The following is an 18,588-nucleotide window of genomic DNA, read 5'->3' on the forward strand; positions in this document are numbered from 1 at the left end:
ATAACATCATCAGGGGCTCTTATTTTGTTATCTGTATAAAGTGAAATGTCCTACAAACTCTCTGTCATCTTTCGGGTCATTCAATTTAAGAACATACCAGTAATCTCCTGAAGGTAAATCAGCACCATTGTATCTACCATCCCATTTTTGACCGTAGTGGTACTTAACAATTACACGACCGTATCTGTCAAAGATTGAGAACTCAAGGTTGTTGTAAATATTCGTACAACCAGGACCCCATGTGGTATTAGTAACACCGGCTGGAGTAAAGTAATTATCAAGACATACATCAACATAAATTGCAGGAACTGTTATTGTTGCAGTACATCCGTTTTTGTCTCTTACTACAACCACATAATCTCCAGATTTGTAGATTTTGTATCTGTTTGAAGAGGTAAACGGTTCTCCGTTGAAGCTGTATTCGTAAGCAGGAGCTCCACCACCGGCAGTAACTGAAATGATATTCATTTCTGGTTTTCCTCCAGACACTGCAAGTGTCAACGGATCATATGCTTTGATGTCGAAACTAGCCGTTGCTATCTCACATCCGTTTGTATGTCTTGCTGTTATAGTATGTCTACCCGGTGCTACATTTGTAAAAATGTTACCTGGCTGATATGTTCCAGTTGCATCAAGTGAATAATCAATTTGCGTAAGATCAATATTGCTATTATCAACTGTAACAGTTACCATGTTTGTTTGTGCATTGTTTACACAATCGTAATTTATCTCAACAGTTGGATTAAGAATAACTGGTAATGGCATCTTGATTTCTACCTCAGTACTACATCCGCTGGCATCAATGATGTAAACAATATGATTACCTCCTGATAATCCAGTATAATCTGCCTCTCCATCGACAGGAAGGAAAGGTCCTTTGTCATTATCAAGACTTGCTGTATAAGGAGCTGTTCCTCCCGTAATCTGAATAGCAAATGCACCATTTTTATCTCCCACGCATACTTCCGGAATCATAGAATTTGGAATTTCAGATCCTAAAAGCGGAGCTGGTTCTTTTACTTCTATGTCTTTAAGGAATACATAACATTCGTTTTCGTCCTGAACTAATACATCATAGAAACCAGGTTTCAGATTTTCGAATACGTTTTTATCAAAGAACTGTCTAAATTCCGGTTCAATCGCATATTTGTATTTTCCTACTCCGCCATTTGCGTTTACAGTAATTGTACCGTTATTATAACCGTTACAAGTTAAAGGAGTTGCTATAGCATCAGCCATTAATGAAGTATCCGGTTCTGTTAACTGGAACAATGTTGACACTGTACTACAATCTAAGCTTGTAATTTTTACGATATAATTTCCAATTGGCAATTCTGTAAACATACCTGGAATACCCTGTGCCGGAGACGGAGTAATATCAATTCCTGCAGCATTTTGTAAGGTATAGACATAGTTTCCTAATCCTCCTTTTGCTGACACGGTGATAGAGCCTGTAGCACCACCTTTACATTTAATATCAATTTCGCTTGAGCGTTCGAATTCTAATGCAGGAACTGGTGAGAACGCACTAAAGTTCGACACATAACTACGACAATTATTAGCATCTTTTACAAAGTATTTGTATTCAGTTTTTGTAGTTGTTACGGGTAACGTAATATCTACAAAAGAGCTAAATGGTCCTGTATAATTACTTCCATCGGCACTATAATAGTATTGACCTGTTCCTCCAGTAGCTGTTAACCTAACAACCGGTACTTGTGTACAACTTTCGGTTCTTTGTATTGTTAAACTTGCTTTTACAATTTCTGGTTGATTAATTGTCACTTTATTAGAATCATTTGTACAATTCCAGGTGTCATTTGCGGTAACATAATATGTTCCTGCTTTTAGACCTGTAAACTCTTTTGCTCCTTGTGATTGCTCAACTGTAACACTTCCGTCAGTCAATACTCCGTGCAGCGTATAAGTATAGTTTCCTGAACCTCCGGTAACTGTATTAATTGTTACTACTCCATCTTCATTGTCGAAACAAGTAAGCATTGGTGTAGCGCTAATTGTTATAGCAATTGGCGTAGGATTATTTAAAACTACGGGTACAAAATCTTCACAACCACCAAAATCTTTAACATAAACCTGATAAGTTCCATTTGTTAAGCCTGTGAAATCAGGAGAAAGACCATACGGTTTAATAATATCCGTACCAGATCTTAATTCGTATACATAATCACTTGGCCATCCGCCTGTTGCTGTTACCGAAATCTTACCATCACCTAATAAACAAGTGATTTCAGAATGCTTTTCGGTAATATCTAATGCAGCTGTTGGCTGATCTATTTTAAAGTTTTTCGAAACACTACAAAATGGTGTTCCTGTTAACGTAGCAGTAATTTTGTATGTACCTGCAGCCAAATTAGAAATCTTAACCGGTCCTGCAGTAGGAGAATTCCCTCTTTGTACTTCAATTCCTGCAGCATCAAACACTTTATAGTCAAATGGTCCGGCTTCATCAGGATTAAGTGGTGTTGTTGTAACTAATCTATCGATAATAGTAACATTGGCACTACCATTATTACCCGCAAAACAGGTTACATTAACAATTTTATCAATAGTAAGATCGAATGTATTTGGATCATTTACGTAATGATAGGTCTTCACACCACATTTTGTATCTAAATTCGTTACCGTTACTAAATAATTCGCTACCGGCAAATCAATAAATTTACCGTCTGTACTAATTTTTTTAGGATATAAAATTCCCGTTGTACCATCAGTAGCATTTACATCAACTAAAGTATATTCTAAATTAGTTGGTGCTGTTGCTCCGGTATGACTCACAGAAACCTGAATTTCCTGTAAATTATTACATGTTATTGCTTTGGTTACATCGACCGTTATAAGATCTAAACCAATAAATGGTTTAATTTCTTCTGTAGTCGGTGCTGTACCAATACATCCCTTACTATCATAAACATTAATAGTATAACTACCTCCAGCTAAATCATACTCTGTATAAAACGGATCAGATCCTTTGTATACAGGCGTTGGAGTTCCTACTTTAATAAACTCAAAAGTTTTGTAATCATTTGAACCTCCTGTGATACCAGCAACATTTACCGTAATGGTAGCAAAATTAGTATCATTAGTACCTGCAGTACAACCAAACGGAACTACTGTTGGCACTGGTACAGTTATAATCAATGGTGAATCAACATCTGTTTCTGCTTCTGCAGGACAACCTCTGCCAGAAAGAACAGAAATTTTATAATGACCAGCTGCTAAGCCTTTAAAGACATTAGATTCCTGAGATGTAGCTCCTCCGTCGATACTATACATGTATTTCGGATTATCGTTTACACCTGCAGATGACGCAGTCATAGTTGCCGTTATTGTTCCGTCGCTAGATCCAAAACAAGTTACTGGTGTTGGAGTTAACGCAAATCCAGTAATTGGAGTAGCATTTTCTATAATCTCCGTAATCATTTTTTTACATCCTGTAACTCTGTCTCTAACATAAAATTTATAAGTATTAGGCAGCAATAAAGTGAACGTTGGTGATGGTCCGTAAGTAACATCATCCTTGCTATATTCATAGTCAGTACTTCCGCCTTGGGCTTCTACAGTAATTTCTCCATCAGGATTGTTACAAGTTGACACTTTCTTAACTTTCACTTTAAGTGATAACTCCTCTAAAATTGTTACTTTGAACGGAACGTCATTTGTACATCCGTTTTTATCTCTTACCGTAACAAAATATTCTCCTGCTGCATCTACTGTAAATGTACCAGTTGGTTGAAAACCATTACCAATACTATATTCAGCACCACCTGCAGTTGTTGCAGTAACTATGAAAGTATATGTTCCTGTTGAACTCGGACATTGACTGAATGCATTTACGGCAAGATCATAAGGACTTAAATCCTCTGCAATTGTAACATCTAATTTGATGGCACAATCATTTTTATCTTTAACCCATACATCCCATTCTGTACTGGTTGCAGGATCGAGTATTGCAACACTATCCGGACCGTATTTACCTAATGGTGATTCATTATCCTTAACGAATGCGTAACTGTTTCCTCCACTTCCTCCGAAAATAGAATTTAAATCGATCGAAACTCTTGAACCTGCATTAAAACAATTTTTATTAACATTTGTTACTGTAAATCCGGTTAATGCATCTGGCTCTGTAATAGTTACAGGATCAGTTGTAAAATCGCAACCAGGATAAGCTGTTTCTTTTACAAAAACAGTATAGGTTCCTGCTGGTAATAAATCAGGAAGTACAAATGAACCTGTCGTTGCACTGTTTCCTACTCCTGTAACCGGTGGAGTTAAAGAAACTCCTCCTTTAAGAATCTCATATGTATAAGGTCCTGCGTAATCAACAACATTAATTTCTATTTGTCCTGTTGCGTTTGTATTACAATCTACCATTGCAAAGGCAGTAGCTGCTACATTTATTTTGTTGAATACCGGAACTTCATAAGAAGTTGACATTAAACTACATGTTGTGTTATTGTCAAAAACTTCGAATTTATAAGTAGCGCCTTCTTTTAATGCATTATAAATAAATGTATTACCTGTAACAGTAACCAATCCCCCAGTAGTAACACCATTTTCGTAGGCCTGATAAGTAAACTGAAGTGGCGTATTTGTTCCTCCAGTAATGGTAACTTTCATTTCCTGCTTATTGTTTAAACAATCCATTAAGTCACCGTAATCTGCAGTAACAGAAATTAATTTAGGGAACGGCTGAATTATGATCTGATCGCTAATAATACATCCTTTTGCATCTTTTACATAGTATGTAAGCGTTTTAGCAAATCCGTTATCGATAACTGTAAATGTATTTTCATCCTGCCAGCTTGTACCGTCTGTACTGTACTTGTAATCTTTAATATCCATTGGTATAGCGCCAGCACCTCCGCCCGGAGTAACAGTAACTATTTTGTCATTAAAAGTTGTACCAGTACATTTAAAGTCATCTTGGCTTAATGTTATTGTAACAGCTGTTGGTGCCAAAATCTCCGTTCTTTTCGTAATAGGACAAGTTTTTGCAGATGTAACAGTCACTTCATAAACACCTGCTGTTAATCCTGTAAATAACTTAGTATTTTGAGTATGCGCACTTCCTAATGGAGTTGGCGAAATTTTATTCAATGTATACTTATATGGTGTATCAATATTTATTGCTCCCATTGTAACAGTAATCGTTCCGTTATCCAGGATTCCTTGAGAACCAGCACAATTTGGTGCAGTATTCGCTAAACTAAAATCAGGATCTAATGGAATTACCAAATCAATTATTACATCTTTAGTACAACCTGTATTGATATCTTTAACAGTAACAGTATAATTTCCTGCAGCTTGATTAATGAACACAGGATTATTTACCTGAACAGTACCTGTAATTGGTAATCCTGTTGTATTATTTACTAATGTATATTCAAAATCAGTAGCCGGTTTTCTAAATCCTCCTTTTACATCAACAGTAATTATTCCGTCTGCATTTCTACAAGTTGGTGGAGTTGTAAATGAACCTTCAATTTCTAATGGTGCGTAAATATTAATATCTTTAAATGTATTACCACATCCATTAGCATCCTTCACTCTTACAGTGTGCTCTCCTGAAGATACATTAGGAATTGTAAATGTTTTTGCAGACTGAGGTTCAAATTCACCACCGTCTAAGCTATAACTATGAGTTCCAATACCTGTAGTTGTTAAAGTCACTAAGATACCAAATTTATCTTCTGCTGTATTACATTGATCAACTAGAACCGCTGTAATTACCGGTTCCGGATCTTTATCAACTGTAACAAAATCATGTTTTACACAACCATAGGCATCACGAACATAAACGATGTAACTTCCAGCATTTACATTGAAAGTATTTGTGGTATGTGAAGCCAATAAGAAAGAATCGGCATTAGGCTGATTATCATCAGAGATGTCGCCCACTATTCCAGTATCCGGTAAAATTTTATACAAATAAGGAACCGCTGTAGGAAAACCATTTACCGGATCAGCAACTGTTACAATAGTACCTCCTTTTCCTACTGCAGTAACAACTCCTGAATTAGCAGCACAATTTGCATTATTATCGGATCTCGCTATTACTGATAAAACTGTAGAAGACTCTCTAATTACAAATGGTGCTGAAGCTACACTACAACCTGCATTTGGAGAACCAACTGCTTCTTTAACTAAAACATAGTAATTACCAAAATTCAAATCTGGACTAGTTAAAATAACTGAACCATTTGCTGGCACTATACCTACACCTTCTACTCCCGTTGATTCAGTAGTAAGTTTATCAAAAATTTCATACTTAATATTAGTTGGCGTAGAATAAGTGCTTTTAACTGTAAATCGAATATTACCGTCTTTATTTCCTATACAGCTAACATTAGTTGATACCAATGCACTTGTTTCTAAAGTAGAATTTGTTGGTATTGCTTGATTATGTGTTTGGAAATAGTAACATTTTGTACCACTGTCATATACTATAAAAGTATATGTTACTCCTGGTGTTAAACCTGTAAAATCAGCTTCTTTACTACCTGGTGTACCTGGTGTACCTGGTATACCCGGAATAGTTTCTGGAATCCACTCTGAAGAAGGAAAAGGATTAACCGTTCCTTTATAAATACTAAAGTAGAATGGACCTACTCCAGTAAGTGCAGAACCTACCTTTACATTTGCGGAACCTCCACCAGTTGGACCATCATCACAAATTGTTGGAGATGAAGTTACTATAATATCCAGACCTTTCACCTCAGATGCTACAAGTTGATCTTTAAATTCTACTAAACAATTATTCTGATCCGTAATTTGAATTTGATACAGTCCAAACTCTACAATATCAAAAGTAAATGAAGTGCCTCCCGTATTATTTGCTTCTGACATATCATACTTGTAGCCCGTAACATGATAAGTATAATTACCTGCTCCACCTGTTACACCATTAATAATAATTGCCCCCTTAGAAACTCCACCTGATCCATCACAAGTAATTGGTCGTACTTTATAGTCGACAACTATTGGATCTGGACCTTTAATTTTACCAACCATTGAATGAGTACAGCCATTTGCATCTGTTACAGTAATCAAATAATCTCCTTTTGGAAGACCTGTAATCTTTGAACCAAAATCAACATTTGGAGTTACATCAGTTTTAACCACTTTAAATGCATAAGGGCTTGCTCCTTTATTAAGATCTAAAGTAATTTTGAAAGATCCTGTTAGATCTGCACTACAATAAACTTCATCAACCTGCTCAACCAATTTTATTTCTGGATTAGTTTTTGGCTGAACTGTTCTTGTAGCAGTAGTTGTACATCCTTTTGAATCTGTAAATGTAAATACATATACTGTAGCTGTAGTTTTTCCAGCTGGAATACCACTTCCGTCTGTGTAAGTAAATGTTCCATCTGCAGCAGTAATAGTATGTGTCGTTCCCGGAGACTCAGGAGTTCCGTCAATTGTAACGGTGTAAGTATATAATGGATTTCCTGTTGCTCCTGGAGTTCCTCCAGAAACTTTACCAGTAATTACAACATCTGGTGTGTTACATTTAGGACCAGCAAATAAATTGGTATTTGCCGTCAATTCTGTAGTAACTGTTTGTTCTGCTAAATCTATATAACATCCTGTAGATGTGTCAGTAACTCTAATTTTATATTTACCCGGAGCTAATCCTGTAAATGTTCCATTATTTTGAGGTGTTAAACCATTTATACTGTATACATAATTATCATGTGTATCTGGAGTAACATAAATAGCAGCTTTAGCGGCATCTTTATAACATAAATTTGTTGAAGCAGCTATACTTGCATTAATTGCAACGATTCCTCCAATTGTGAATGTTCCTGTTTCCTCACAACCTTTTAAATCTTTAACTGCATAATTGTAAAGACCATCTTCTAAATTAGCAAAATAGTTATCGTTTTCCTGAACAATTTTTGCACCTAAAGGTGTTGTTACTGTATATGTATAATTAGTATTCCAACCTCCGGTTACCTTAATAGTCGCTGTTCCTAATTCAGCACAAGTTTTTGGAGTAACTGTAGCAGGAGTCAAAACTAATGGATCTAATGGGCCAGCAACTAGCTGGTCTTTTGAAACTTTACAATTTGTAGTTCCATTTGTTACTTCAATCGAGTGGTTACCTGTATTTAAATTTGAAACAGTAATATCAAAAGTAGTTCCTGTTGGACCTGTTGTTCCAGTTAGAATATTTGTTGCGTCACCATCAATTATGTATGAATAAGGAGTCACATTACCAAAACCTCCAATTGTAAATGTAACTTTACCGTCAGAATCTCCCTTACAGATTACAGTATTATCAACTGTACTATTAATAGAAGTCTCCGGTAATTTATCAATCGTATACTCTACTTGTTTCGTACAATTGTTTTCGTCTTTTACTTCAAAAGTATAGGTACCCGGGGCAAGATCGGTAAATTTTGTTGATCCCGGATATAATGTTTGTGAGGCAGTTGGCAACACAATACGATATTGTAAAGCACCTTTTCCTCCAGTTACACTTTCAATCGTTACATCAACTTTATTTGATGGACATTTCAATGCCGTATTAGAAAAAATCATGGCGGTTGGAGGCGTTAAAGCCTCTATAATTCCTGCTGAAACTGTTAAAGGACATCCTTTACCATCTGTAATATCTACAGTATAAGTTCCCGGAACTGTTAAATCTATAAATTTACCATCAGTATTTGATGCTACTGTAGTTGTTCCTCTTTTTAATACATAAGTATATGAACCATTTCCATCAGTGGCAGTGGCAGTAATTACTGCTTTTGTATCGCAAGTATATTTTGGTGACATAACAGCAGAACCCGCTAAAGCAACTGGAGCTGCAATTGTTACGTCTAATTTTCCGATACAGCCTTTGCTGTCTTTTACATAGAAAGTATGAAGCCCTTCAGCTAATCCAGAGAAAATACCTGTAGTGTTTGTAAATGTTGTACCATCATCACTGAATTTATATCCTCCTGAACCCTTTTCTCCTGTTAATACAACAGCTCCGTCAGTCTTACCTTTACAAGAAACATTGGTTTTACTAGTCTCTTTTAATGTAGGATCTGTAATAGGATCTATTTTGACTTTTAATGTTTTAGTACATCCCTGTTTATCTTTAATCTCAAATTCATAATCACCTGAAACACTAGTTGTGTAAGTAAATGATCTTCCTGTATCTGCCGGAGACGGGCCATCCAATGTTCCTCCAGCCGGGCCTGAAACTTTCGTAATTGTAAACGGAAGATATCCGCCTGTTATAGTACCTGTTATTATGGCATCTTTTGTTGTTGGTGAAGAACAGTCTAGTGCCTTAATAGAAGGTGTTACTTTTAATTCTGGTTCAATTGTAATAGAAATTTCAAGTGACGAACATCCATTATCATCTGTTACAATAATTTTATGAAGTCCTACCTCAACATTTTTGAAAATATTAGATTTCTGTCCTGTTCCTTTATCCAAACTATAACTGAATGTACCTGTTCCTCCACTTGCTTTTACTACTAATGTTGCTTTATCAACTGTGTCATAACAATAATCTGTAGCAATATCCAGTTCAGCAGTTAAATCCGGAGATTTATCTACTTTTATTTCCTCTCCGTCCGGGCTAACACAATCTTTATTGTCTTTTACAAATACAAAATAATCGCCTGGCGCAACATCTAAGAATTCTCCACTTTTCTGGAAAATTCTGTAAACACCTCCTGCAACATATCTTAATTCATATTCGTATGTACCTGATCCGCCTTTAGCGCTAGCTATAATAGTAGCACCTACAGAACATTTTGCAGGAGTTGTTAAAACTGCTGCTGCAATTATTACTTCTGGTGCCTTAATAGTTGGCGAAGATGTTTTAACACAAACTGATCCTTCAGCAGTATCATCATAACGCATTCTGACATCATATGTACCTGCACTAAATCCTTTTACTATTAATGGAGATATCGTTGTTTTTGTCCATTTTAAACCACCATCAGTAGAATACTCATAACCATTGGTAGTATTAAAATTTGAAGCTGTAATAGTAACTTCGCCATCAGCCGCTCCTGTAGCGCATGTTACATCCTTATTTGTTGCTGCAGATGCAGTAAAACCTTTTCCTGTGGGTACTGTAAAAGGAATATCTACGGTTGTTTTACAACTTTTTGGTAATTGATACACTCTAATATCATCAATTGCAACGTCGTTACCACTTGTTTCTTTTAAATTAGAACGAACAATAAATCGTAAAGTTGTATTATTTCCCGGATCAAGCGTGATTGCCGTTTTAGGGTATTTTTCCCATTTTTCAGATTTCGGAATTCTTCCTGAAGGAAAAGATGAAATTTCATTTCCGTTGATATCCATCAATCCAACTATTAAATCCGGATCTGCCTGACCATTACCCTTATTTAATAAATTAAATGCAAAATACTCGACATTGATAGGCTGATTCGGGATAATATCCTTTATTGTTTTCTCGTACAAAATAGCGGTTACTGGTATTTGATCTCCAATATTCACTACTAAACATCTTCCGTTTGCTTTTGCAGGTACCGGAGGAGGAGTATGGTCACCGGGTTGCAACCAAGGCCCAAATGGCTGAACAATTCTTGCTGTAACAGAATAATCGCCATCGTTGATTTCTATACTTCCTCTACATTTCGTTGCATCAACCTGTCTTTCGAAGCAATAGTAATCTTTATTAATACCAGGAGATTCCACGTCACCACCATATCCAAAATCTTCCATCAGTAAATTACTGAAAGTAGGAACGGTAACTAATTTATATTCTACACGAACCGAATGATCTCCAGATGATACATTTGGAAATACGTTTGGCGGATTATTAGTATTAGCAACTTTACTATTATCTAAATAATAATTATACTCAAAATTTCCATTTCCAGGATTCTTTACTGTAACAGTACTTGTAGCACTTCCGTCACAATTAAAATTAACAGGTGTTTTTACTTCAATCTCAGGTTTTACCGGTGGCAGTTCTATTGTAATACCAGACATTGAATATATACATCCATTATCATCTTTTATATATACAGTGTATGTTCCGGGATCTTTATAAGCGTCATTTGTTTTAACCCAGGTTTTCTGATCATCAAAACTATAAGTATACGGTTCTACCCCTCCTTGCGGATTTGTAATTCGAATCTTTCCTTCGCCTGCTGCTCCACAACCTGCTAATTCAGAAACTCCGGCAGAAGCAGTTAATTCAGTTGTAGGTTCACTAATTGTAACTTTTACAGGTGGATCTACACATTCAACTTTACCATAAGTATATTTTACGATTACATTATAATCTCCGGCAGTTAAATTTGAAATTGGTGAAATAGTATTAAAGTTAGTACCATCAATACTATACGAAACATCATAGCCAGAATCTGCAGGTGTTACCTCAAATTCTAATTGACCCGTTTTATAACCATAACATTTAATATTAACCGGAGTAATTTTTACATCTGGTTTTGGGACCATAATCATTGTTACTGGAGGTATTGTTACTTTACATCCTTTATCATCAATAACTACAATATTAAAAATCCCATCCGCAGGTAATGTTTCTGGTGTAACCACTATTTTAGGTTCTGTAACATAATCAGCATTACCATTTATGTAATACATATAATATGGTGGCGGTCCCGGCCTTGTAGTTCCTCCGTGTACAGTTACTTCAATTATTCCATTATTACATTCTGAAAGTGTTTGAGTAACTTTAGCTTCGGCAGTTAAGCGATAATCGAAAACTTCTACTTCTTTAACTTCACTACAGCCGTTTTTAGCAGTAGACATCTCTACCTCATATTTATATCCTGGGTCTACACCTTTAAATAAAAAGTAATTATCTGTTATAAATCCAGTGTTTTGAATTTCAACGTCAGATCCTTTTTTTCTAAGAATAAATTTATAATTACCCGGAACATTACTAATAGTAGCATTTATAGTTCCAAATTCTCCCGTACAAATTGGGTGAGTTGCTTTAAGTTCTGTTTTAAATTCAAGCTCTTCAACATTCACATCTACATAAAACGGACATTTTGAAATTTGACCGTCTATTAATACTGTCTGTCTAATTTGAACTTTATAACTACCTTTAGGAACATCATTGAAGGTGCTTTCGGGTTGATAATCCACTCCATTAAGACTATAAAGATATCCTGAATTTTGAGGCGGATTGGTTACTGTAATACTCCCTTTAGTACCACAAATTATATCTTGCTTTTCGGCTATAGGATCGAGGTTGTTTTGGTAAACATTAAAATAATGAGTAACAAAACAAGTGTTGCCATAATTTACAACCACTCTGAAAACACCCTCTCTGTCAGCAATAAATTTAGTATTATTTTCAACAACTGTTGTCCAATTTTTTGCTCCTTCAAAAGGACAGTTTTCTGGATTAGGCTCTTCTTTTGATGGCACATCTTTTGTTTCCTGCCATGTTACTTTTGTTGCTCCCGTAATTCCTGTATCAATTTCTCTCTTGTCATTAAGACCACATAAGAAGATTTTAGGAAATGGTTTTTTATCCCTGACACAGGCGAAAGCTTCTCCTGTCTCCGGATCAATATTGTCTCCTTTAATCGGATTTTTAATTCCTGCGGCAAGATAATCTGTTACATTAAATGTTTGTTGGATTGGTTCACAATTAATCGCACCACTATTGTTAACAGTATATTTTCCCGGTTTGGTAATTGTAACGATTCTATTGTTACCGCCAAAAATAACTCCGTTTGGATCTTTCCAAACATAAGTTTTATACCCTAAAGCAGCCGTTAAAGTTGCTGTGCCGCAAAGTGATACATCTCTACTGAACAAACATTTATCAATACCTACTAAAAAGTTTGTCGCTGTTGGTTCTCCAACATTACATGCTGAAATGGTAGAATAACTTCCTTCTCCAAATCCGTCAGTACTCGCATTTTTTACACCATAATATTTAGAATATGCCGTGTTTTCAATTTTGTTAGCACAGGCATCAATCAATTCATTACAATCGTCTACCACTTTTACTTTAAACTTAATCGTATACGGTGTTAATGAACCATTTGCAGTAACCAGTGCATCAGGTATTGTAAAAACAAGTCTTCTCGCTACAGGATCATAAGCCGCAGTAATTCTAGAATCCATTGTAATACTGCTAAGCCCACCAAAAATTACATTTTTAGGAAGGTCATCTGTAATTGTAAAGTTTTTTGCATCATCATTTCCTTCGTTCCTAAAGTTAATTTCGTACTGAAGATCCTGACTTAATGTTACTGGCTGCCCATTAATATTCTTGCCGTCTTTGTCCAGCACATTTTTTCTAAGTACTATTTTTGGAGCAATAACTTCTATTGCTAAAGCATTAAAAAACATGTAATACGAATCTGAAGAAGTGCTAATTCTAAGAGTAGCTGCTGTTTCGCCTTGCTTTATTACCTCATTACCTGGATTGTCAACTTTTACAACACCTGTATCATAACCTAATGTATTTATACTATTGGGTTTACGACCTCCCAGAATTACATCACCATCAGTTATAGTACTATTAAAAAAGTTGGGGACAGGGTCTTTAGCCGGAACAGCATCTTTGCCAGGAGTCCAGCGCCATCTTGGCGGACTAGGAGGAATAGCAGGAACAGCAGGGATCGCGGGTGTACCTGGAGCGATTGGTCGTACTAATGAAGAAATATTACCAAAAGTTAATGAGGTATTGGAATTCCCTCTAATTTGAAGACCATCTCCTACTAAACTAGCATCACCCTCTAATGCAGCAAATGCTAATTTTACATTTACATCTCCGAAAGTATTCGTTGTAAAACCAGAAATTGGAATATCTAAAGGTTTATCACTACTTCTAATAATACTAAAACCATCAAAACTTGTAATGAACTTACTAGGAAGTAAAGGATCTTTATACACCACAAAAATAGACCATCCCGCAGAGTTTCCTCCCGGACTAACTTTCTCTTGTGAACATACTAAATCAGCCACTGTATAAACCCCTTCTTTAGCTGCTTTAACCTCAGTAGTAATATCTTTAAAACAAGCATATGGTTTAGACGCATAAACATTAGTTACTCCCGGGCCACCTTCGTCATAAATAAGACTTCCGGTAATAGAAACATAAGCACCATTAGGTACTTTTAATTTTACCTGATTTATTTTACTTCTATCATCACCCTGATAAGTTCCCGCCCAATATAAAGCGGCATATTCAATTTCATAACACGTTTTACTAGCCTGAGGGATTGTTAATGTCGCTGAACTTGAATTAAAATTTGACACATTATCAATATTGATATATTTCATAAAGAAATCATCATTCACCTTACTTTTGTCGTCAAAAGCGTCATTAGCCCGGTTTCCATCCGTATTTAGATCTCTATTTAGCATATTGTTTCCAATAACTAAAATATCTGCATTTAAATTGAAGGTTTTTCGCGAAATGAATTCCTTTCTTAACTGTGCGTTAGAAGAAATACTAAGCAATATAAATACAGCTGCAATAAATACTTTAAAAATAGTAGGTTTTTTCATAATCTTTTTTTGTTTACTTACATCTTATTTACTAAGGGGCGTTAGTGAATAAAACAATTAGTATTCTTTAACATTTATTATTAGATCCTTCTTAAAAAAGAAGGATCAGCTTTACTCTTAATCTTATATTAATTCTCAACTTTTACGATCGCCATTTTCCCGTTGTATGGCTTGGTTCCTTTTGCTTCTAATGCCTTAGTTGCTTCTGGTAAACCTTCGAATTTCTCGTAATAGATGTAATACTTACTTGTTGTTACGTTGTAAAAGAAATTAACATCTGTTCGTCCTGCAGCTACTGCTTTAGTCAGGAACTGATCACGTTTCTCTACACTGTTGTGAACAGCAATAATTAGATAATAACCATTATCAGAGTTTTTAATATTCTTGATAATCTGCATATTCGATTGGTCTTCACCAAAATCAAAATCACTTGCTGTTAATGGAGTACTACTAATTTTAGTCGTTTCTTTTATACGTTTAAGAGCTGCAACGTCCTGCGCATATCTTCCCTGATCATTTTCATAAGCTGCACGTTTGATTCTACGTTTTTTCTCAATTTCAGTTTCTGCTTTAATACGTTCTAAATTCGAAAGTAAAACAGCACTATCCTGCTCCATTTTTAATTGAGCCGCTTTTAATTGATTAATCTTATCCAGATATGCTTTATTTAAAGCGTCATTTTTATTCGGGAATTTCTTAAGTCTTTCGTTATATAAATTAGTCAACTTAGCGATTTCCTCTTTTTGCATTCTATTTGCATCAGCAAGTTGTGCTTTTAACGCTTCTAGCTGACTATTTTCTGCTGCAACGCTTTTGAAAGGTTTAGGCTCTTTATAAATTCCTTTTTCGCTTAAATCATTCTCTTCTCTTAAGTCATTCAAATCTCTTTGTTTATTGGCCACCGTTGTATTAAACTGTGATAATAAATCTTTTTGATTTTTAGTTGAACTCTCAATAGACAGTGTTAAATCTTCTATTGCTTTGGCGGTATCATCTTTTGGAGATGAAGCTGCTTTTGCAAGTCCGTCTGCAGCTAATTTAGCTTGTAGCGCTTCAGCATCGGCTTTAGCTTTAGCATCACCAAGCAGTTTCGCTTCACGTGCCTCTTCTGCTAATCGCAATTGTCTTATTTCTTCTTCAGCTTTTAGTTTTTCAGTAGCTTCTGCATCGGCTTTCGCTCTTTGGTTTGCCAGTAATTTGGACTGAGCTGCCTGCATATCTGCTTTGGCTTTTGCATCAGCATCTAATTTAGCTTGTGCTTCTACATCTGCTTTCGCTTTTGCATCGGCAGCTAATTTTGTCTGAAGTGCCTGAGCATCGGCTTTGGCTTTTGTATCAGCATCTAATTTAGCTTGTGCTTCTGCATCTGCTTTCGCTTTTGCATCGGCAGCTAATTTTGCCTGAAGTGCCTGAGCATCGGCTTTTGCTTTTGCATCAGCAGCTAATTTTGCTTGCAATGCTTCTGCATCAGCTTTTGCTTTCGCATCAGCAGCTAGTTTTGCTTGTAATACCTGAGCATCAGTTTTGGCTTTTGCATCTGCAGCTAATTTTGCCTGTAAAGCTTGAGCATCCGCTTTTACTTTTGCATCTGCAGCTAATTTTGCTTGTAATGCTTCAGCATCGGCTTTGGCTTTTGCATCTGCGGCTAATTTTGCTTGTAATGCTTCAGCATCGGCTTTGGCTTTGTTATCAGCAGCTAGTTTAGCTAAACGTGCCTCCTCCGCTTCTTGCAATTGTTTCGCTTCAGCATCGGCCTTTGCTTTTGCAGTTGCTTCCGCATCTGCTTTAACTCTTGCGTCTGCAATTAGTTTTGCTTGTAGTGCTTCCATATCCGCTTTAGCTTTTGCGTCTGCGGCTATTTTTGCCTGCAAGGCTTCTGCATCAGCTTTAGCTTTGGCATCGGCAGCTAACTTTGCCTGCAATGCTTCAGCATCGGCTTTCGCTTTTGCATCTGCAACGAGTTTTGCCTGTAAAGCTTCTGCATCTACCTTCGCTTTTGCATCAGCAGCTAATTTTGCTCTAGCAGCAGCTTCAGCATCGGCTTTCGCTTTTGTATCCGCAGCTATTCTTGCTTCTCTTGCTTCAGCATCGGCCTTAGCTTTTGCATCTGCCGCTAATTTTTCTTTTAAGGCAGCATCTTCAGCAGCTTTTGCTTTGGCATCTGCAGCTAATTTTGCTTTTGCAGCAGCATCTATACTGGCTTTAGTTTTTGCAGCAGCAGCAGCAGCAGCTTTAGCTTCAGCAGCTAATCTCGCCTGATAAGCATCTGAATCTGCTTTGGCTTTTGCATCAGCGGCTAAAATCGATTGTAAATCTGCGGCTTCTGCTTTCGCTTTCGCATCTGCTTTACGTTTTGCTTCTGCAGCGTCGGCTTTGGCTTTAGCATCGGCAGCTAATTTTATTTTTAATGCTTCAGCATCAGCGTTCGCTTTATTATCTGCTTCTAATTTTGCTTTAGCAGCAGCTTCGGCGTCAGCTTTCGCTTTGTCAGCTGCTAACTCAGCTTGTGTTTTTTGTGGTACTGCAACTGCTGTAGTTTTAGCTTTTGCTGCTGCCGCGGCATCAGCTTTAGCTTTATCAGCGGCTAATTTAGTTCTCAATGCTTCAGCATCTGCTTTTGCCTTATCAGCCGCCAATTGTGCCTGAGTTTTTTGAGTTACAACGGCTGGTTTATTTGCAGCAGCGGCTTGCACTCTTGCAGCGGCTGCGGCATCTACTCTTGCTTTATTATCTGCAGCCAATTTTATTCTGCGTGCCTCTGCATCAGCTCTCGCTTTATCTGCAGTCAATTGCGCTTGTGTTTTTTGTTCTGTCGCAACTGCTCTGTTTGTCGTTGCTGTTTGTGCTCTCGTTGCATCAGCCTTGGCTTTTGCATCTGCAGCCAGTTTTATTTTTAAGGCTTCGGCATCTGCTTTGGCTTTATTATCTGCTAATAGTTTTGCTTTTGCAGCAGCTTCGGCATCAGCCTTCACTTTTTCTGCAGCAGCCAGTCTTATTTTAATTGCTTCGGCATCTGCTTTAGCTTTAGCTTCAGCAGCAAGTCTTGCAGTTTCTGTGCCGCTTACTCTTGTTACTGGTGCACTTTTTGGTTTAGCCATTACTGCTTTTGGCTTCGCCGGATCTATCAAAGAACCTTCTTCATCATCACCGTAATAATAATTTTTGCTTTTGAATCTATATGCAATTGTAAATTCGTGAGAACCTCCCATATTAGTAAAGTTACCCATTCCTCTTTCATAGTTATATTCGATAGCGATACTTGGTGAGATATTAATACCTAAACCTGCAGAAACTCCATATAATGTATTATAACCTGCCTGTGCCCAAACTCCTTGCGGAATAGCAATCATGGCAAGTCCTGAAATAACGGTTTTGTCTTGTTTGATTTCTGTCTTTACAATTCCTGAAAATTTACTTCTGTCAAAAAAACCATAGCTATCAAGGTATCCTGTGTACATAGCATGCAATTCGATGGCTCTTTCAGGATCTTCTTTTACAATTCCGGATCCGAAATTGTAAAGAATTAAGTTGTTTACAGAAACTCCAAAATCAAGAAATGCAGTTCCGTAGTTAATACCAGGATTAACCGTTAATAAAGTGTGTGAAGGATAATCGCCATTTAATAGATTTACATCATCAGATATAATTTTTCCATTGTTTAAACCACTTTGGTAAATACCAACGTTCATACCAAAGGTCAAATTACTGTCTTGTTCTAAAACGATATTATGAGCAAAATTTCCTATTGCGCCAAAAACGGTCATTACACCATAATTCTGTTGAAATAATCCAAATGCAAAGGCTTCATTTTCTCTAAAACGACCTGAATAATTGGCTAAATAAGTATTGGGTGCATTCTCAAATTGTACCCATTGTCTTTTATTATAAAAGCTAGCGTAAGGATTTGTTTCGCGAACAAAACTAAACGTAGGATTAATTAAATATCTATTGAACTTTAAAGAATTTCTTATAGGTAATGAAAACGAAACAACTCCATCCTCAGCAGCTGTCTGTGAATAGAGTGTATTTGAAAAACCGTAAAATAAAGTGATGAATAGTAAAATTTTCTTCATA

The 18,588-nt window shown here is 36.4% G+C and carries 2 protein-coding genes; both read right to left on the bottom strand.

Translation table 11 applies throughout. From position 1 onward, the window contains the following. Nucleotides 1–27: 27 nt before the first annotated feature. Nucleotides 28–14,514: a T9SS type B sorting domain-containing protein gene (locus QLQ94_RS04920; RefSeq protein ID WP_482499273.1), complete on the bottom strand. Its 14,487-nt coding sequence runs from the start codon at nt 14,512–14,514 to the stop codon at nt 28–30. Nucleotides 14,515–14,642: 128 nt separating this feature from the next. Beyond that, nucleotides 14,643–18,587 (bottom strand): PorP/SprF family type IX secretion system membrane protein, encoded by a 3,945-nt coding sequence (locus QLQ94_RS04925; RefSeq protein WP_482499274.1) that lies wholly within the window; start codon nt 18,585–18,587, stop codon nt 14,643–14,645. Nucleotide 18,588: the final 1 nt, after the last annotated feature.

Source organism: Flavobacterium sp. B114r, from assembly GCF_056824125.1.